Raw genomic sequence first — 18,832 nt, 5'->3', positions numbered from 1 at the left:
GGTCGGGTGGGACGGTTTCGCGTGCGGGTGACGGCGACGATCGGGATCGCGGTCGCGGCCGTCGCGATCGGGGCGGCCCCGGGGTGGGCCGGCACGAGGACGGAACCGGGCGACGAAGCATCCGCCGCCGCTGCCGTCGTCGTCCGTGCGGCGCAGGCCGACGACCTCGGCGCCGAGGCGGCCGCACGCGTGGCCGCGATGACGGTGCGCGAGCAGGCGGCGAGCGTCGTGATGGGGCATGTGTCGACGACGGATGCCGCAACCCTCGCCGACTACATGACGCAGACGGGCATCGGCGGGTTCATTCTCATGGGCGAGAACATCCCGAGCGACGAGACGGGCCTGCGCGCGCTCACCGCGGCGCTGACCCCTGATGCGGCCTTCCCGCCGCTGATCGCTGTGGATCAGGAGGGCGGCGACGTGTCGCGCCTGGGCTGGGACGCGCTGCCTGCCGCGGGAACACTCAAGAACGAGCCGCCCGCCGCCACCCAGGATGCCTTCGCCGGCCGCGGCGCGCTCGTGCAGCGGTCGGGGATCGGCGTGAACTTCGGCATCGTCGCCGATGTCACAGACGACCCTTCGAGCTTTATCTACGGCCGGGCGCTCGGCACCACCCCGCAGGGCGGCGCCGACCGGGTGAGCGCCGCTGTCGCCGGCGAGGGCGACCAGGTGCTGTCGACGCTCAAGCACTTCCCGGGTCACGGCGCGGCGGCCGGCGACTCGCACACGGTCATCCCCGCGACGGGAATGACCCAGCAGGAGTGGGTGGTCTCGGCCGCGGTGCCCTTCCAAGCCGGAATCGACGCGGGAGCGCCACTGCTCATGTTCGGGCACCTCGCCTACACGGCGGTCGACCCGGCGCCTGCGTCGCTGTCTGCCGTGTGGCATCGGATCGCACGAGAAGACCTCGGGTTCGAGGGTGTCAGCATCACCGACGATCTCGGCATGCTCGAAGCTTCGGGCGATCCCGCCTACGCCGACCCGGTGGCCAACGCCGTCTCGGCGATCGCGGCCGGCAACGACATGGTGCTCGCCGTCATCTACACGACGGCCGAGACTGCCCCGCGCATGGTGGACGGCATCGTCGCGGCGGTCGAGTCCGGCGCGATCCCGGGCGACCGGCTCGAAGAGGCGGCCACGCGCGTGGCCGCCCTGCGGCTCGCGCTCGCGGCCGGGGGGCGCGGGCTCATGCCGTGCGCCGCCTGCGCTCCGGTCGGCTGATCCTCGCGATCGCGCGAGCCTCGTCGAGGGCGGTGAGAAGTCGCGTGCGCAGCGTCTGACCGCGCTCGGCGAAGCCGCGCTGGCGCCGGACGTACTGTGCCTTGCCCTCGGCCTGCTCGATCGCGATCGGCGCATAGCCCCACGCGTCGAGGTCGTAGGGCGATGCCTGCATGTCGACGACGCGGATGTCCCGCGCGAGCTCGAACGCGTCCAGCAGCAGTTCGCCCGGAATGAGCGGACCGAGCTTGATCGCCCACTTGTAGAGGTCCATGCCCGCATGCAGGCAGCCGGGCTGCTCGAGGTCGGGCTGGCGCTCGCGCGTGGGCTGCTCGCGGTTGCGCGGCGCGGCGTCGGGGGTGAAGAAGCGGAACGCGTCGAAGTGCGTGCAGCGAAGGTCGGCCGCCTCGACGACCGCATCCGTCGCGTCCTGCCCGAGACGCAGGGGCACCGGATGCCGGTGCTCGCCCTGCCGGTAGACCATTGCCCATTCGTGCAGACCGAAGCACCCGAACTGGGCGGTGCGGCCGGCCGTCAGGCGCAGGATGCGGTCCGTGGCGTCGACGAGTCGGCGCTTCTCGGCGAGGAACCCGGTCGCGTCGACGACGAGCGAGCCGGGTTCGGCGCCGGGCGCGTACCACCGCCAGGCGGCGCGCGCGTCGGTCGCGGCATCCGTCAATTCGACACCGGCCCCCGGATGCCACCGCCGCAGCACCGCCGGCTTGTACGAGTAGTACGTGAACAGGAAGTCCTCGACCGGATGTGTCTCGCCCCGCGCGGCGCGGGCGCGATGCCCCGCCGTGAGTGCGTCGGCGCGCTCGTGGTGGGCCTGCTCGCGGGCGCGCCACTGCACCGCGGGCACGGAAGTGCGCGGTGCGAGGAGGCGTGCGGAGGTCACCCCTCCAGGGTAGGCGCTTGCCGTGTGAGCTCTTCGAGAGCCTCGGGATAGAGCGGGATGCCCGACGCATCGTCGAGCGGGCGCCACAGCACGTACATCGGCACGCCCTCGTCGTCGAACCACGCGCCGTCGTCGGCGACGACATCGCCCGCGACGGTCGCACGGAAGAGGAACACGATCTCATGGCCGAGCTCGCCCTCGTGCACGAAGACGCTCTCGCCGACGCCGAGGAAGTCGACGGCGGGCAGGCGCACCCCGAGCTCTTCTTCGATCTCGCGGATCGCGGCGGCCTCGGCGAGCTCGCCGAACTCGATGCCCCCGCCGAGCAGGCGATGGAAGTCGGCGGGTCCGGACGCGGGATCGGCGGGATGCCGGTAGACCAGCTGCCGCGTGCCGGACTCGTCGATGAGCTGCACCATCGCCTTCGCGCGGATCGTTCCGCGCGCCGCCCCCGCGCTCACTCGCCGACCGGCTCGATGAGCTCGGGGGAGTTGTTGCGCACATTGCCGACCGCCTTCGACACGACGTGGTTGTCGAGCGTCTCGGCGACCAGGGGAGCTGCGTCGATCGCGGCGTCGAGCACATCGCGCACGTTGTCGGTGTCGGTGTCGAGCCACGCGTCGGCGTGGTCGGCGTCGAGGAACAGGGGCATACGGTCGTGGATCGAGCCCAGCGCTCCGATCGAATCGCGCGTGAGGATCGTGAAGCTCAGCACCCATTTCGTCGGGTCGTCGTCGGCCTTGGACGGGTCCTTCCACCACTCGTACAGACCGGCGAAGAACAGCGCCGAGCCATCCGCGGGGTGGATGTAGTGCGGGATCTTCTGGTCGTCGACGCGCTTCCACTCGTAATACCCGGATGCCGCCACCACCGCCCGGCGCTTGTCGAGGGCCTTGCGGAACATGGGCTTGTCTTCGAGCTCTTCGGCGCGCGCGTTGAAGGCGCGCGCCCCGATGGAGAGGTCTTTCGCCCACGCCGGCACCAGTCCCCAGCGGGCTGGCTCCAGGCGGCGGGTCGGCGGGTCGGTCTTCGCGGAGTCGAGCACGATGGCCGCTCTCGCGGTTGGCGCGACGTTGTACGACGGCTCGGGCAGGTCGTCGGACTCGACGTCGACGCGCAGCACCCCCACCAGTTCGGAGCCGACCTGGGCCACGACGAAGCGTCCGCACATGCCGGTCACCTTACCCGCGACATCCGACACAGGACCATGAGACTGCCGGCCGGAGGCGGCCGGAGGGTGGGATGGGGTGGGACGGGTCAGCCCGCGAGGATGCCGACCTCTTCGAGGCGTTCGAGCAGCTCGGCGCCGTCAGCGCCTGTCACCCACGGCACGTCGGCGGCGGAGTGGTCGTCCACGACCGTCCGACCGCCCGCGAGCACGGCCTCGGCAGGGGACAGGCGCCGGATCGCGACGGCGGCGACATTCGACGGGTGCTCGGCGGTGAAGGTCGTGTACAGCTCGTCGTCGTGCTGGCCGTCGTCGCCGATGAGCAGCCACTTCACGTGCGGGAACTCCGCCGCCAGCCGCCGGAGGTTCGTCTCCTTGTGCGCCTTGCCGCTGCGAAACCACCGGTCGTGCGTCGGCCCCCAGTCGGTCAGCAGCATCGCGCCCGCGGGGAACAGGTGCCGTGTGAGAAAGCGGCTGAGCGTCGGTGCGATGTTCCACGCGCCGGTGGAGAGGTAGATGAGCGGCGCGCCCGCGTTCTCGCGCACGATCCGCTCGAGCAGCACCGCCATGCCCGCGACGGGCAGGCGCGCGTGCTCGTCGACGACGAACGAGTTCCACGCCGCGAGGAGCGGCCGGGGCAGGGCGGTCACCATGACGGTGTCGTCGACGTCGGACACCACGCCGAAGCGCACCTCGGAGCCCACGATGAACACGCGCGACTCGACGGGCTCCTGCCCTTCGACCTGCATGGTCAGCGTCTGCCAGCCGCTGGCCAGCTGCGCGGGGATCACGGTGTCGACCACGCCGCCGCGGTCGGCGACGATGTCGTGCGAGTGCTCGCCGATGCGCACCGTGACCTGCGCGTACCCGATCGGCACCGCCACGAAGCTGCGCCAGCCGCGCACCGCATACTCGCCCGAGCCGGTGCGCTTGACCGGCGGCACGATCATCACGCGCCCGACGACGCGCACCCAGTCCGCTCCGCCGTAACCCGGGAACGCCATGACCGTCGGCAATTGTCCGCGCCGGCGCGCGCGGCGCTCGCGCCACGCATGGAAGCGGCGTTCCAGGCGCGCCAGCCACAGCACCTTGGCGTGCGGCAGTGGGGGCGCGGTCTCGGGCATCCCCTCAGTCTGTCATGCGCTCCTCGGCGCTCTCTGAACGGAGCACAACATCGCCCTCGTCCGCGGCGTCCGCTTCGGCAGTCGGGTCCTCGTCGACGGATGCCTCGAGGTGGCGGCGCTCCGAGCGCTCGATGAGCTTCTTTCCGACCACCACGAGCGCGAGGAACACCACGATGATGCCGACGAAGATGTACCCCGCGAAGTGCAGCTCGTTGGCGAGGCTGCGGTACGTACCGGCGGCCGTGGCGGCGACCGTCACGTACAGGACCGCCCACAGCACGCAGGCCGGCGCCGTCCACGCGAGGAACCGCCGGTAGCGGAACCCGCTCATCCCCACCGTCAGCGGCACGAGCGAGTGCAGCACCGGAAGGAAGCGCGAGAGGAAGATGGCCGGCCCGCCGCGGCGCTGCAGGTATCGTTCGGCGCGTTCCCAGTTGTGTTCGCCGAGCCGCCGCCCGAGGCGCGAGTGGCGGATCGCCGGCCCGAGCAGACGCCCCAGCCAGAAGCCGATGCTCTCGCCGACGAGAGCCCCGATCACGACGGCGACGATCAGCAGCACGGCCTCCGGCGCAGAGGCGACCGCGGTGCCCGCGACGATGACGATGGTGTCGCCCGGCACGACCAGCCCGATCAGCACGCTCGTCTCGAGCATGACCGCCACGCCCGCGACGAGCGTCCGCAGCGCCGGATCGACACTCTGCACGGCGTCGAGCAGCCACGTCAGGAACTCGTTCACGTCACGAGAATACGGGCGTCGGGCGGCGTCTAGCCTGGGAATCATGTCGGAGAGTCCACGCGCCCTGCTGCTCGACGCCTGGGTGGATCCCGAGGCGGTGTTCGTCGCGCTCGCCGAGAGCGCGCGCGACGTGTTCTGGCTCGACGCCGGGCCGGACGCCGGGTCGGGGTGGAGCTACCTCGGCACGGGACGGCGGGAGGAGCATCCGTCAGCCGTGCGCGAGACCGTGCTCGGCGGCACGCGGCACGTGGACGACGGGCCCACCGGGCCGTTCCGCGGCGGGTGGGTCGGCTGGCTCGGCTACGAGCAGGCGGCTGCGCGTGCGGGTGCACCCGTGGCTCCGGCCGATCCGGCGGTGCCCGCCGAGGTGTGGTTGCGGGCCGACACCTTCCTCGCGTTCGATCACGGCGCTCGCCGCGCGTGGGCGGTGGGTGAGGGGCCGGATGCCGCGGCACTCGTGGCGCTGGCCCTCGGCGCCCCCGCGCCCGGCCTCGTGCCGCCGGCGCCGGTGGCCGAGGCATCCGCTCGGCACCTTCCCCGTGAGTATGCGGCGCTCATCGAGGCGTGCCGCGATCGGATCCGCGAGGGGGATGCCTACCAGCTGTGCCTGACGACCCGATTCGAGGTGGACCGGCCCGTTGACGCCGTCGCCGCCTATCGGCGCCTGCGCGCCGCCACCCCCTCGCACCACGGCGGATTCGTGCGCGTCGCCGGAGTCGCACTGGCGAGCGCGAGTCCCGAGCAGTTCCTCACGGTCGGAAGCGGCGTGGTGTGGACCAAGCCGATCAAGGGCACCCGGCCTCGCGGAGCCACTCCCGCGGAGGATGCCGCGCTCGCCGCCGAGCTGCGCGCCGACGTGAAGGAGCGCGCCGAGAACGTCATGATCGTCGACCTCATGCGCAACGACCTCTCGCGCGTCTGCGAGCCGTCGTCGGTCGGCGTGGACGGCCTGCTCGAAGTGGAGTCCTATCCGGCCGTGCATCAGCTCGTCAGCACCGTGTCGGGAGAGCTCGTCCCGGGTACGACCCTGGGCGAGCTGCTCGACGCGGCGTTCCCCGCCGGAAGCATGACCGGGGCGCCGAAGCTGTCGGCCATGACGATCCTGCACGGGCTCGAGCGAGGACCCCGAGGCGTGTTCGCCGGATGCTTCGGCTGGGTCGACGAGCGCGGAGCGCTCGACCTCGCGATGGTGATCCGCTCCGTCGTGGCCCACGAGGCGGGAGCCTACGTGGGCGCCGGCGGCGGGATCACGTGGCGATCGGATGCCGCGGCCGAGGTCGCCGAGGTCGGCATCAAGGCCCGCGCGCCCCTGGCCGCGATCGGGGCGACGCTGCCGCCGGGGTGGTGAGCGCGCTCGGGAGCCTCGCACCGGGGGTCGGGTAACCTGTAAGACGCGCTCTCGCGCGCGTCCCGGCATCCCACCGATTGGCATCATCCGTGTCTCAGACCACCACCGCCGCGCCCGCCGAGGGCAGCGGCTACGACCCCTACGCGATCCAGCAGAAGTGGCAGGCGCGCTGGGCCGAGGAAGACCCGTTCCGCGCCGGCGGCGACGACGACACGCGTCCGCGCAAGTACGTGCTCGGGATGTTCCCGTACCCGTCGGGCGATCTGCACATGGGCCACGCCGAGAGCTACGCGTACGTCGACATCGTTGCCCGCTTCTGGCGCCACCGCGGGTACAACGTGCTGAACCCGATCGGCTGGGACTCGTTCGGGCTCCCCGCGGAGAACGCCGCCATCCAGCGCGGCGCCGATCCGCGCGAGTGGACGTACGCGAACATCGCGCAGCACAAGAAGAGCTTCCGCGACTACGGTTCGTCGTACGACTGGTCGCGCATCCTGCACACGAGCGACCCCGAGTACTACCGCTGGAACCAGTGGCTGTTCCAGCAGCTGCTGGAGCGGGGCCTGGCCTACCGCAAGGACAGCCCCGTCAACTGGTGCCCCAACGACCAGACCGTGCTCGCCAACGAGCAGGTCGTCGACGGGCGCTGTGAGCGCTGCGGCCACGAGGTGGTCAAGAAGAAGCTCACGCAGTGGTACTTCAAGATCACCGAGTACGCCGACCGGCTGCTGGACGACCTGAACCAGCTCGAGGGCTTCTGGCCGTCGAAGGTGATCCGGATGCAGCGCAACTGGATCGGCCGGTCGGTGGGCGCCGACATCGACTTCGAGATCGAGGGGCACCCCGAGACGGTCACGGTCTTCTCGACGCGCCCCGACACGCTGCATGGAGCGACGTTCTTCGTCGTCGCGCCCGACAGCGACCTGGCCGCCGAGCTGGCCGCGGGTGCTCCGGCCGAGGTGCGCCTGCGGTTCCAGGACTATCTGGACTCGGTCGGCCGCGAGAGCGAGATCGAGCGGCAGAGCACCGACCGTCCGAAGACGGGCGTGTTCCTGGAGCGCTACGCGATCAACCCGATCAACGGCGAGCGCCTGCCGATCTGGGCCGCCGACTACGTACTGGCCGACTACGGCCACGGCGCTGTCATGGCCGTCCCCGCGCACGACCAGCGCGACCTCGACTTCGCGCGTGCGTTCGACCTGCCCGTCAAGGTCGTCGTCGACACCACGGCGCCGATCACCGGCGCCATCCCGGTGATCGGCACCGACGATGACGGCGTGCCGCTCGAGTCGGCGGTGGCCGAGCTCGAGGCATCCCTCGCAGACATCGACCCCGCCAAGACGGGCGTCGCGCTCACCGGCGAGGGACGCCTGATCAACTCGGGCTCTCTCGACGGACTGAGCAAGCGCAACGCGATCGCCCGGATCATCGAGCAGCTCGAGGCGGCCGGGACCGGCCGCGCGGCCAAGTCCTATCGTCTGCGCGACTGGCTCATCTCGCGCCAGCGCTTCTGGGGCACCCCGATCCCCGTCGTGCACACCGCCGACGGCCGCATCGTGCCCGTGCCCGACGACCAGCTGCCCCTGACGCTCCCCGACGCGCACGGCCTCGACCTCGCTCCCAAGGGCACCTCGCCGCTGGGGGCTGCGACCGAGTGGATGCAGACGACCGACCCCGAGACCGGGGAGCCGGCGCTGCGCGACCCCGACACGATGGACACGTTCGTCGACAGCTCGTGGTACTTCCTGCGCTTCCTGTCGCCGAACGACCCCACGCGGCCCTTCCCGAAGGACGAGGCGGCGAGGTGGGAGCCGGTCGACTACTACATCGGCGGCGTCGAGCATGCGATCCTGCACCTGCTGTACGCGCGGTTCATCACCAAGGCGCTGTACGACATGGGCCACATCGACTTCACGGAGCCGTTCTCGAACCTCATCAACCAGGGCATGGTGCTGCTCGGCGGCGCGAAGATGTCCAAGAGCAAGGGCAATCTCGTCGAGTTCGCCTCGAGCATGGTCGATCCCGGCGCCGACGCCGTGCGCACCGCCATCGCGTTCGCGGGCCCGGTCGAGGACGACATCGACTGGTCGGACGTCTCGACGACAGGCGCGCAGAAGTTCCTCGCTCGCGCGTGGCGTGTCGCCAAGGACGTCACCAGCGACCCCGACGTCGTGTGGGCAGACGGCGACCAGGCGCTTCGCCGCGTGACGCACCGCCTGCTGGCGGACGTGCCCGGACTGGTAGAGCAGACCAAGTTCAACGTGGTCGTGGCGCGCCTCATGGAACTGGTCAACGCGATCCGCAAGACGATCGACACCGGCGCGGGCCCCGCCGACCCGGCCGTCCGCGAGGCGGCCGAGGTCACCGCGATGATCCTCGACCTGTTCGCCCCGCACACGGCGGAGGAGATGTGGCAGATCCTCGGCTACGACGCCTTCGTCGGCCTCGTGCCGTGGCGCAGCGCCGACCCGACGCTTCTGGTCGAAGAGACCCAGAAGGCGGTCGTGCAGATCGACGGCAAGGTGCGCGCCACCATCGAGGTGCCCGCACGCATCGGAGCTGAAGAGCTCGAGGCGCTCGCTCGGGCCGACGAGCGCGTGGTGCGCTCGCTCGCGGGCCGCGAGATCACGCGCGCCGTCGTGCGCCCGCCCAAGGTCGTGAGCTTCTCGACGCACTGACTCCTCCCCAGGGCGCCGTGCGGCGGACTTGTCCACGGGTTGCGCCTTTGGATGGGTCCGGGCCGGTGATGCGCTTCTAGCGTCGGACGCGTGACAGACCCCGCGCCCGAACCTCCGCCGCTGCCTGCCGCACGACGCCTCGGTGTCGGGGCGGCGATCGTGCTGGTGATCGTCGCGCTCGCGGTGACGGTCGGGATCGGGATCCTCCGCGGCGCGCTCGCCCCGGTCGAGACCGTGGCCGTGTCGATCGAGGGCGGTGGCGAGGCGGTGACGGATGCCGCGGCATCCGTCTACGTGCACGTCGCGGGCGCGGTCGCGGCGCCGGGTCTCTACCGCCTCGACGAGGGCGCGCGGGTCGTGGACGCCGTCGCGGCGGCGGGCGGCTTCGCAGAGGGCGCGGACGAGTCGGCCGTGAACCTCGCCCGGCCGGTGGGCGACGGCGAGCAGCTCGTCGTGCCGGTGGCCGGAGCAGCGGCGCCGGCGGGCGAGGTCGCGGCAGCGCCGGCGGGCGACGGCCGCGTGAACCTCAACACCGCGGATGCCTCGGCGCTGGACACCCTGCCGCGCATCGGCCCGGCGATGGCGCAGCGCATCATCGACTGGCGCGAGGCCAACGGCCGTTTCACGAGCGTCGAGGATCTCCTCGCCGTGCCCGGCATCGGCGACAAGATGCTCGAGGCGCTGCGCGACCTGGTGACGGTGTGACGTGCGGTCCGTACGCTGGCTGCCGCTGCGTCTCACCCCCGTCGCCGCCGCGTCGTGGGCCGCCGCCGCCGCGGCGACGCTGGTTCCCGCCTCTGCGCCGGGACTCGCGCTCGCGCTGTGGGCGGCGGCGCTCGCGGCGATCGCCGCGCTCGTGGCGCATGCCCGACGTGGTGACGGGGTGCCGAGGCCCGCATCGCGGCGATGGGCGGTCGTGGTCGTCCTGGCACTCGCCGCAGGGGCGGCCGCGGCCTCGAACGTCGCGTTCGCCTCGCCTGCGCGCACGGCCGTCGCGGCGGACGCGATCGGCGGCGGCCGGGTGCTCACGATCGATGCGGTGGTCACCGGCAAGGTCGAGCGGCGCAGCGACGGCAGGATCTCGTTCGACGCGGTCGCGACCGCCGTGCGCGCGGGAGCGGGCGCTGCGCTGACGGCAGCGGAGTTCGCCGTCGTCGTGCGCGTCGACCCGGCCGACGTCGACGCGCCAGAAGCGCTCGACGTGGGTGCCGCGGTCACTCTGCGCGGCACGGCGCGCGCGTCCGACCCGGGGGAGCGTGCGGTGCTCGACGTGTCGGCCTCCCACGGACTCGAGGTCGTACGGCCCGCGTCGGGTGTCGTGCGCATCGCGGGGCAGCTGCGCCGCGCACTCGTGGACGCGTCCCGCGGTCTTCCGCAGCCTGGCGCGCAGCTCGTGCCGGGGCTCGCCGCAGGCGACACGTCGCTCGTGGCGCCCGAGCTCGACCAGGCGATGAAGGCCACCTCACTGTCACACCTGACCGCGGTGTCCGGGGCGAACTGCGCGCTCGTGGTCGGACTCGCCTTCGGCGCCGCAGCCCTGTGCGGGGCATCCCGCGGTATGCGGGTGACGGTCGCCCTGGCGGCACTCGGCGGCTTCGTGCTGCTGGTGACGCCCGAGCCGAGCGTCGTTCGCGCGGGGGCGATGGCGGCGATCGCGATGCTCGCCGTCGCACTCGGCCGCGCGGGCGTCGGGGTGTCTCTTCTGTGCCTCGCGGTCGCCGTGCTCGTCGTGGCCGATCCGTGGCTGTCGACCTCGCTCGGGTTCGCCCTGTCGGTGGCCGCGACGGGCGCGCTGCTGCTGTTCGCGCGCCCGCTGGCGCGCGGAATGACCCGATGGATGCCTCGCCCCCTGGCCTTCGCGCTCGCCGTGCCGCTCGCCGCGCAGCTCGCGTGCGGGCCGCTGCTGGTGCTGATCGCCCCGAGCGTGCCGGTCTACGGTGTGGTCGCGAACCTCATCGCGGGCCCCGCGGCGGCACCCGCGACGGTGATCGGGCTCGCCGCGTGCCTGGCCGCGCCTGTGCCGGTGCTCGCGTCGGGGCTCGCGGCCCTCGCATGGCTGCCGGCGGCGTGGATCGCGGCCACCGCGACGACGTTCGCCTCGCTGCCGAACGGGCAGCTCGCGTGGGCCGAGGGCTGGCTCGGCCTCGTCGCGCTCGCAGGCGCCGGACTCGCGGTCGGACTGGTCGTCGCGGCGCGGGACCGTCGCGTGCGCGTCGTCGCGGGCGCGGTCCTCGCCGTGGTTGTGGGGGTCGCGGCCGGCTCGGCGGCGGTGTCGGGAGTCGCGGGTCGCTTCACGATCCCGCCGTCGTGGGCGGTGATCGCGTGCGACGTCGGGCAGGGCGACGCGCTGCTCGTGCGATCGGCGGGTGCGATCGCGCTCATCGACACCGGACCCGACCCGGCGGCGCTCGGCGCATGCCTCGCGAAGACCGGCGTCGACCACGTCGACCTCCTCACACTGACGCACTTCGATCTCGATCACGTCGGGGGAGCGGATGCCGTGGTGGGTCGGGTCGGCACCGTGCTGCACGGGCCGACGGCGTCCCCCGCCGACGAGCGCCTGCTCGACGACCTGAGGAAGGGCGGGGCCGACGTCGTGCCGGCGAGCACCGGTCTCACCGGCACGCTCGGCGATGCACGGTGGCGGGTGCTGTGGCCCCGGCTCGCCAGTCGCGCCTTCCCGTCGGGCAACGACGCGAGCGTCGTGCTGGACGTGCGCGGCGGGAGCGTGCCGCCGCTGCTCTCCCTGGGTGACCTGTCGGCGTCCCCCCAGCGCGCGCTCGTCGCCTCAGGAGAGGTCCGGCCACCGTATGCGATCGTGAAGGTCGCGCATCACGGCAGCGCCGACCAGGATCCCGAGCTGTACGCCGTCGCCGCACCCGCGATCGCGCTCATCATGGTCGGTGCGGACAACGACTACGGGCACCCGCGCGCCGAGACGCTCGCGTTCCTCGCGCACGAGGGGGTGCGCGTCGGACGCACCGATCTCGAGGGACTGGTCGCGGTGAGCGGCACCCGCGAGCTCACGGTGTGGCGGGAGCGGTCGCCGCCGGCGCCGCCGTTGCTGGGACCCTCGCGCGCATCCCGTTTGACGGGTTCACGCTCTCGACACCGCACACGCCGCGCGGATGCTGTCGGGTCAGCGGACGGCGCCGTCGCACGCGCACGCGAGGCTTGTGACGCCGGCGGGCACGTTCGTGGACCCTCCGTAGGTGACCGACGCGATGGTGGTTACGGAGCTGTTTCGGGCGTTGGTCCAGCCGCTGGTGCGGGAGTTCGCGATCGAGGCGCTACCACCTTCACGTGGAATGAAACAATAACGTGGTGAACCGCCCGGCGCCCGTCCTCCGGGTCCCTCCCACACTGATACGCGCACTGTGCTTAGCCGCGATAACGAGGGAGCATCGCGGGAACTCCCGGGGTGATGTGTGTGTCGGTGGGTAGGGTGGTGCGTTCAGCTGCGTTGGCGATGTGCCCTTGCTCGCGCCGAGAACGAGCCCGACGAACCGGAATGCAAACCAAACCACGTGCGAGACCATGCGGAGAATCGACTTGAGCACGCCTTGGAGAACGCCGTCGCGATGCGCGGTGATGTCGTCGGCTGTGTGGTGCATTCGGACAGGGGATCTCAATTCCGCAGTCGGAAGATGCTCCGAGCGCTGGCCCGTCACCGCATGGTCGGATCGATGGGTCGAGTCGGCTCCAGCGGTGACAACGCGGCCATGGAGAGCTTCTTCGCGCTACTGCAGAAAAACGTCCTTGACCGCCGCTACTGGACCACCCGGGAGCAGCCGCGGATCGCGATGGTGACCTGGATCGAGCGGACCTACCACCGCCGGCGCCGTCAGGCCCGCCTGGGGCGTTTGACGCCCATAGAGTTCGAAGCCATCATGAACACGACCGTCGCACTGGCGGCGTGACTAGGAACTGTCACCTATCCGTGCAGCAGTCCCGAGCGCGACCGTTGCCCCTGATCCTAGCCACGACGATTCGACTGAACTGACATGCCGGGGCGAGTCACGAGTGTCTATATCGATACCCGGTCCAGCCAGGACTCGGGTCGACGGCGAGGTTAGGCGTTCACGTTCAGCGACGTCGACCTGCGGTCGCTCCCCGGGGGAGCTTGGGTCAACGGCGACTGTGAGCTCACACAGGAGCCATGTACGTGACCGGACACACCGACAGTGCTCGCCGGCGCCCGCTGGTGCTGTCGCCGGCCGTCGGTAGGCTGGACGGCATGGCAGCGGCACCTCGGGGTTCATCGGCAGGCCGCTCGGGGCGGGGGCGTGCCACCGGTGCGCCGGCGGCGCGCAGCGCGATCCCGCAGCTGAAGTGGCGAGACCCGCAGCCCGCGCCGATCGTGCTCGTGTCGGGCCCCGAAGAGGTGTGCGCCGAACGTGCGATCGCCGGTGTGCGCGACTACCTCCGCGCTGAAGACCCGAGCCTCGAGGTGACCGACCTGCGGGCCGACGACTACGCGCCGGGGACGCTCCTGGCCGTCACGTCCCCCTCGCTGTTCGGCGAGCCGCGCCTCGTGCGCGTCTCGGGAGTCGAGAAGTGCTCCGACGCGTTCCTCGCCGAGGCGCTCGCCTACCTCGAGAACCCGCAAGAGGGTGCGACCGTCGTGCTGCGGCACAACGGCGCGACAGTGCGGGGCAAGAAACTGCTCGACACCGTCCGTTCCGGCACGGGCGGGGGCGTCGAGGTGGCGTGCCCCGCGGTCAAGCGCGACTCCGACCGATACGACTTCGCCGCCGAGGAGTTCAGCGCGGCCCGCACGCGCATCGCACCGGCCGCCCTGGGGGCGCTCGTCTCCGCATTCGCCGACGACCTCACCGAGCTCGCCGCCGCGTGCCAGCAGCTCATCAACGACGTGCCCGGCGACGTCACCGAGCAGGTCGTCGAGCGCTACTACGGCGGCCGGGTCGAGACCTCCGCGTTCACTGTCGCCGACACCGCGATCGCCGGACGATACGGCGAAGCCCTCATCACGCTGCGTCACGCGCTCGCGTCGGGGGCGGACCCCGTCCCGCTCGTCGCGGCCATCGCGTCGAAGCTCCGCACGATGGCCAGGGTCGCGGGCAACCGCGAATCGTCCGCCGCGCTCGCGGCGCGCCTCGGGCTGAAGGACTGGCAGGTCGATCGCGCCCGCCGCGACCTCACCGGCTGGAATGAGGCATCCCTGGGACTCGCCATCATGTCCGCCGCCCGAGCCGATGCCGAGGTCAAGGGTGCCTCGCGCGACCCCGTCTTCGCCCTCGAGCGACTCGTGACGGTGATCGCGACCCGCGCTCCGTACGGCAGCTGAGCACGGCGGTCGCGCGACGACTGCGCCGGCACAGCGAAAAGGCCCGCCCCTGGGTGGGGACGGGCCTTTCGAAGATCAGACTCAGAGAGCCGCGACCTGCTTGGCGATCGCCGACTTGCGGTTGGCAGCCTGGTTCTGGTGGATGACGCCCTTGCTCACGGCCTTGTCGAGCTTCTTGGTCGCCGTCTTGAGGGCCTTCTCGGCGCCGGCCTTGTCGCCGGCGGCGATGGCATCGCGGGTGCGACGCACCTCGGTCTTCAGCTCGCTCTTAACGGCCTTGTTGCGCTCGCGCGCCTTCTCGTTGGTCTTGTTGCGCTTGATCTGCGACTTGATGTTCGCCACGTTCGACGTATCTTTCGTTCGGAGTTATCGGTTGGAAGTGCCGGGTGGGCGGTAGAGGGGCGCCTCCGGCGGTCGCACGGTGTGGGAACCGCACGCGCAAGCCAAACACCGAGTCTATCAGGTCTGCTCGAGAGTCGAGATCGCGAGGTTCAGCACGGCGTTGAACACGTGTGGGCGCATCGCCGTCACGAGATGGCTCGTGCGGGGCACGACGATCAGCTCGGCGTGTGGGGCAAGCCGCGTGAAGAGCCGCTCATTCACGCGCAGCTGATCGTACTGCCCGTTCACGAACCACATCGGCACCGTGATGCGCTGCAGGGCGCTGAGCAGGTCGAGCACCGACAGCGCGCGCAGGGCGATGTCCTGTGCGTCGTAGGCGTAGCCGCCGGCGCCGAAGTCGGCTCGCGTCTCTGGCGGGATCGTCGCGTCGAGCACGAGGTCGGCGATCGGCTGGCCGCGTCCGGGCAGCCGGTCGAAGCCGCGCGCCAGCAGGCGGTAGGTCGCAAGGCCCGCCCCGCGGGGGATCGCGGTGCAGCTCGCCGCGATGAATCCGGCCACCGGCGGCGGATCCATGACACCCACGTACTCGGTCGAGACGAGACCGCCCATCGAGTGCGCCACCAGCAGCACGGGCCCGCGGGTCGCGGCATCCCGCACAGCGTCGTCGATCGTCGCGAACACCGACTCGAGCGTGAACTGCTCGCCCATGCGCGTGCCGTGACCGGGCAGGTCGACCGCGACAGCGGGGTTGCCCCGCTCGGCCAGATACCCCAGCTGCGAGCGCCACATGGTCGCAGACGTGCGGATGCCGTGCACCAGCACGACCTGGACCACCATGAGGTCAGAGTAATGCGGCGCGCGTTGTTCGGCCCGCCACGCCGGGCCGATGACCGGCCACGGGAACGGGGAGCATCACGCGACGCGCGTAGCATCGGAGCCATGCCCGAGATCGCCGCACACATCGTCGCGACGCCGGGCTCGGGCATCCGTCACATCTACGAGATCGCGCTGCAGCGACCCGGCACGATCATGCTCGCGGTGGGCGAGCCGTCTGCGCAGGTGGCGCAGCCCGTGCGCGACGCGGCGGCCGCGGCCTGGCGCGCGGGCCGCACGCGGTACACGGCGAACGCCGGGATTTCGGGCCTGCGCGAGGCGATCGCCGCCACGCTCGCCCGGCAGAACGGCCTGCAGGTCGGGACGGAGCGCATCTGGGTCACGGCGGGTGCAACGCAGGCGCTGCACCAGGCGATGGCGCTGGTGCTGGCGCCGGGCGACGAGGTGCTCGTGCCCGATCCCGGGTACACCACGTTCACGATGAACGCCCACATGCTGTCGGCGCGGCCTGTGCCGTACGCGCTCACGCCCGAGCGCGGCTTCCAGCCCGACCTCGACGCGCTCGAACGGCTCGTCACGCCGCGCACCCGCGCGATCATCGTCAACTCGCCGTCCAACCCGCTCGGCTCGACGTTCTCGCGCGCGACGCTGCAGGCGATCGTGGATCTCGCCGTCGCGCGCGACCTGTGGGTCATCAGCGACGAGGTCTACGAGCGGTTCACGTGGGGCGAGCCGCACGTGAGCCTCGCGACGCTTTCCGGCGGCGACGAGCGGGTGCTGTCGGTGTTCTCGGTGTCGAAGACGTACGCGATGACCGGAGCCCGAGTCGGGTGGCTCGTGACGCCGCCCGGGTTCGAGGCGGTCATGCCCGCCGTGCAGGAGGCGGCCATCAGCTGTGTCAACGCTCCCGCGCAGGAGGCGGCCGTCGCGGCGCTCACCGGATCGCAGGAGCCCGTCGAGATCGCGGCGAGGGCCTACCGCGAGAATCTCGCCGCGGCGTGCCGAGTGCTCGACGAGCGCGGCATCGGCTACCTCGAGCCGACCGGCGCGTTCTACCTCTGGATCGATGTGTCCCACGCCACGGACGGCGACGTGGCGGCGTGGGCGGAGCGCTTCCTGATCGAGCGGGGCGTCGCGGTCGCCCCGGGGTCGGCGTTCGGCGCGTCGGGCGAGGGATGGATCCGCGTCTGCGTCGCCAGCGACCTCGCCGACCTCGAAGAAGGCCTGCGGCGGCTGCCCGCCCCGCGCTGATCCGGCGCCGGACGGCGGCATCCGCTCGCCCTCGCGCGGGAGTCCCAGGCTCGTCACCGTAGAATCGAACGGACATGTCACCCCGCGCCCTGAAGCCTCTCGAGCCGTCTGCGACCCCTCCAGAGCTGATCCGCAACTTCTGCATCATCGCCCACATCGACCACGGCAAGTCCACGCTGGCCGACCGCATGCTGCAGATCACCGGCGTGGTCGCCGACCGCGACATGCGCGCGCAGTACCTCGACCGCATGGACATCGAGCGCGAGCGCGGCATCACGATCAAGTCGCAGGCGGTGCGCATGCCGTGGGCGACGGCCGCGGGCACCCACGCGCTGAACATGATCGACACCCCCGGGCACGTCGATTTCACCTACGAGGTCTCGCGCTCGCTCGCGGCCTGCGAGGGCGCGGTCCTCCTCGTCGACGCGGCCCAGGGCATCGAGGCGCAGACCCTCGCCAACCTGTACCTCGCCCTCGAGAACGACCTCACGATCATCCCGGTCCTGAACAAGATCGACCTGCCGGCAGCCGATCCCGAGAAGTTCGCCCTCGAACTGGCGAACCTCATCGGCGGCGACCCCGACGACGTGCTGCGCGTGTCGGGCAAGACGGGCATGGGCGTCGAGACCCTCCTCGATCGCATCGTCGAGCGCATCCCGGCTCCGAAGGGGAACGCGGATGCCCCGGCCCGCGCGATGATCTTCGACTCGGTGTACGACTCGTACCGAGGTGTCGTGACTTACGTCCGCATGGTCGACGGCAAGCTCGAGCCACGCGAGCGCATCCAGATGATGTCGACGAAGGCCACGCACGACCTGCTCGAGATCGGCGTGTCCAGCCCCGAGCCGGTCCCGACGAAGGGCCTCGGCGTCGGCGAGGTGGGCTATCTCATCACCGGTGTGAAAGACGTCCGCCAGTCCAAGGTCGGCGACACGATCACGAATCTGCGCAAGCCCGCATCCGAGGCGCTGCCCGGCTACACCGACCCGAAGCCCATGGTCTTCTCGGGCATCTACCCGATCGACGGCAGCGACTACAGCGACCTGCGCGAGGCGCTCGACAAACTCAAGCTGTCGGATGCCTCGCTGCAGTACGAGCCCGAGACCTCGGTCGCCCTCGGCTTCGGGTTCCGGTGCGGGTTCCTGGGTCTGCTGCACCTCGAGATCATCACCGAGCGCCTCTCGCGCGAGTTCGACCTCGACCTGATCACGACGGCGCCGAGCGTGATCTACGAGGTCACCACCGACACCGGCGACCAGGTCACGGTCACCAACCCGAGCGAGTACCCCGACGGCCGGGTCGCCTCGGTCGCCGAGCCGGTCGTGAAGGCGGCGATCCTCACGCCCAAGGACTACGTGGGCACCGTGATGGAGCTCTGCCAGACGCGGCGCGGGTCGCTGCTGGGCATGGACTATCTCTCCGAGGACCGCGTGGAGCTGCGCTACAACATGCCCCTCGGCGAGATCGTGTTCGACTTCTTCGACCAGCTCAAGAGCCGCACGCAGGGCTACGCGAGCCTGGACTACGAGCCCGCGGGCACGCAGGAGGCCGATCTGGTGAAGGTCGACATCCTGCTGCAGGGCGACAAGGTCGACGCGTTCTCGTCGATCGTCCACCGCGAGAAGGCGTATGCCTACGGCACGATGATGACTGAGCGTCTGCGCAAACTCATCCCGCGGCAGCAGTTCGAGGTGCCGATCCAGGCGGCCATCGGCGCGCGCATCATCGCGCGAGAGAACATCCGCGCCATGCGCAAGGACGTGCTGGCCAAATGCTACGGCGGCGACATCACCCGCAAGCGCAAGCTGATCGAGAAGCAGAAGGAGGGCAAGAAGCGCATGAAGATGGTCGGTCGCGTCGAGGTCCCCCAGGAGGCGTTCATCGCCGCGCTCTCGGGCGATGTCGAGGGCAAGGCCTCGAAGTAGGC

At 71.2% G+C, this 18,832-nt stretch carries 15 protein-coding genes and 1 pseudogene; 9 read left to right on the top strand and 7 right to left on the bottom strand.

The window, feature by feature from the left end; all coding sequences use genetic code 11:
- Positions 1–6 precede the first annotated feature (6 nt).
- Positions 7–1,221 (top strand): glycoside hydrolase family 3 N-terminal domain-containing protein, encoded by a 1,215-nt coding sequence (locus AB1K54_RS11260; protein ID WP_371202839.1) that lies wholly within the window; start codon positions 7–9, stop codon positions 1,219–1,221.
- Here the strand turns inward: AB1K54_RS11260 and AB1K54_RS11255 are convergent.
- The 5 genes from AB1K54_RS11255 to AB1K54_RS11235 form a co-directional block, all read right to left on the bottom strand.
- Entirely contained in the window at positions 1,187–2,116 is a 930-nt protein-coding gene (locus tag AB1K54_RS11255) for a 3-methyladenine DNA glycosylase (RefSeq protein ID WP_371202838.1), read from the bottom strand. The genes AB1K54_RS11260 and AB1K54_RS11255 overlap by 35 nt on opposite strands.
- Positions 2,113–2,577 (bottom strand): NUDIX hydrolase, encoded by a 465-nt coding sequence (locus tag AB1K54_RS11250; protein WP_371202837.1) that lies wholly within the window; start codon positions 2,575–2,577, stop codon positions 2,113–2,115. The genes AB1K54_RS11255 and AB1K54_RS11250 overlap by 4 nt, the downstream gene beginning before the upstream one ends.
- A complete protein-coding gene (locus tag AB1K54_RS11245; RefSeq protein ID WP_371202852.1) occupies positions 2,574–3,287 on the bottom strand; it encodes an SOS response-associated peptidase in 714 nt (237 codons plus the stop codon). Before AB1K54_RS11245 ends, AB1K54_RS11250 begins: the two co-directional genes overlap by 4 nt.
- An 86-nt stretch (positions 3,288–3,373) precedes the next feature.
- The gene (locus AB1K54_RS11240) at positions 3,374–4,408 is read right to left on the bottom strand and encodes an App1 family protein (protein ID WP_371202836.1); all 1,035 of its coding nucleotides are present in this window, start codon (positions 4,406–4,408) and stop codon (positions 3,374–3,376) included.
- A gap of 4 nt (positions 4,409–4,412) precedes the next feature.
- Positions 4,413–5,144: a DedA family protein gene (locus AB1K54_RS11235; protein WP_371202835.1), complete on the bottom strand. Its 732-nt coding sequence runs from the start codon at positions 5,142–5,144 to the stop codon at positions 4,413–4,415.
- A gap of 43 nt (positions 5,145–5,187) precedes the next feature.
- Here AB1K54_RS11235 and AB1K54_RS11230 point away from each other — a divergent pair, with 43 nt between their 5' ends.
- From AB1K54_RS11230 to holA, 6 genes and pseudogenes are all read left to right on the top strand, one after another.
- Entirely contained in the window at positions 5,188–6,492 is a 1,305-nt protein-coding gene (locus tag AB1K54_RS11230) for an anthranilate synthase component I family protein (RefSeq protein WP_371202834.1), read from the top strand.
- A gap of 89 nt (positions 6,493–6,581) precedes the next feature.
- Positions 6,582–9,170, top strand: a complete 2,589-nt coding sequence (gene leuS, locus AB1K54_RS11225) for a leucine--tRNA ligase (RefSeq protein ID WP_371202833.1) — start codon at positions 6,582–6,584, stop codon at positions 9,168–9,170.
- A gap of 90 nt (positions 9,171–9,260) precedes the next feature.
- A complete protein-coding gene (locus tag AB1K54_RS11220; RefSeq protein WP_371202832.1) occupies positions 9,261–9,875 on the top strand; it encodes a ComEA family DNA-binding protein in 615 nt (204 codons plus the stop codon).
- Position 9,876: 1 nt separating this feature from the next.
- Positions 9,877–12,498 carry a ComEC/Rec2 family competence protein gene (locus AB1K54_RS11215; RefSeq protein ID WP_371202831.1) on the top strand — a complete coding sequence of 874 codons (2,622 nt, stop codon included), beginning with the start codon at positions 9,877–9,879 and terminating at the stop codon, positions 12,496–12,498.
- Positions 12,499–12,730: 232 nt separating this feature from the next.
- Positions 12,731–13,090, top strand: a pseudogene (locus AB1K54_RS11210) (IS3 family transposase); the annotation flags it as partial.
- A gap of 317 nt (positions 13,091–13,407) precedes the next feature.
- Positions 13,408–14,478, top strand: coding sequence for a DNA polymerase III subunit delta (gene holA, locus AB1K54_RS11205; RefSeq protein ID WP_371202830.1), 1,071 nt, complete (start codon positions 13,408–13,410; stop codon positions 14,476–14,478).
- Between the two features lie 81 nt (positions 14,479–14,559).
- Here the strand turns inward: holA and rpsT are convergent, their stop codons facing one another.
- Positions 14,560–14,820 (bottom strand): 30S ribosomal protein S20, encoded by a 261-nt coding sequence (gene rpsT / locus AB1K54_RS11200; RefSeq protein WP_371202829.1) that lies wholly within the window; start codon positions 14,818–14,820, stop codon positions 14,560–14,562.
- Positions 14,821–14,937: 117 nt separating this feature from the next.
- Positions 14,938–15,657 carry an alpha/beta fold hydrolase gene (locus AB1K54_RS11195; protein WP_371202828.1) on the bottom strand — a complete coding sequence of 240 codons (720 nt, stop codon included), beginning with the start codon at positions 15,655–15,657 and terminating at the stop codon, positions 14,938–14,940.
- 102 nt (positions 15,658–15,759) lie between these two features.
- On the opposite strand from AB1K54_RS11195, the gene AB1K54_RS11190 reads away from it, so the two are divergent.
- Both AB1K54_RS11190 and lepA read left to right on the top strand, forming a co-directional pair.
- Positions 15,760–16,905, top strand: a complete 1,146-nt coding sequence (locus AB1K54_RS11190) for a pyridoxal phosphate-dependent aminotransferase (protein ID WP_371202827.1) — start codon at positions 15,760–15,762, stop codon at positions 16,903–16,905.
- Between the two features lie 74 nt (positions 16,906–16,979).
- A complete protein-coding gene (gene lepA / locus AB1K54_RS11185) occupies positions 16,980–18,830 on the top strand; it encodes a translation elongation factor 4 (protein WP_371202826.1) in 1,851 nt (616 codons plus the stop codon).
- The last annotated feature ends 2 nt before the right edge of the window (positions 18,831–18,832 follow it).

The organism is Microbacterium sp. BWT-B31 (assembly GCF_041379855.1).
In the GTDB taxonomy this organism is placed as follows: Bacteria; Actinomycetota; Actinomycetes; order Actinomycetales; family Microbacteriaceae; genus Microbacterium.
This window is presented reverse-complemented; position numbering and strand designations above follow the sequence as displayed.

Coding starts and splice junctions, on each gene's coding strand:
- AB1K54_RS11245 (WP_371202852.1), bottom strand. CDS start 3,287: ATGTGCGGACGCTTCGTCGTGGCCCAGGTCGGCTCCGAACTGGTGGGG.
- AB1K54_RS11240 (WP_371202836.1), bottom strand. CDS start 4,408: ATGCCCGAGACCGCGCCCCCACTGCCGCACGCCAAGGTGCTGTGGCTG.
- AB1K54_RS11230 (WP_371202834.1), top strand. CDS start 5,188: ATGTCGGAGAGTCCACGCGCCCTGCTGCTCGACGCCTGGGTGGATCCC.
- holA (WP_371202830.1), top strand. CDS start 13,408: ATGGCAGCGGCACCTCGGGGTTCATCGGCAGGCCGCTCGGGGCGGGGG.
- AB1K54_RS11195 (WP_371202828.1), bottom strand. CDS start 15,657: ATGGTGGTCCAGGTCGTGCTGGTGCACGGCATCCGCACGTCTGCGACC.
- AB1K54_RS11190 (WP_371202827.1), top strand. CDS start 15,760: ATGCCCGAGATCGCCGCACACATCGTCGCGACGCCGGGCTCGGGCATC.
- lepA (WP_371202826.1), top strand. CDS start 16,980: ATGTCACCCCGCGCCCTGAAGCCTCTCGAGCCGTCTGCGACCCCTCCA.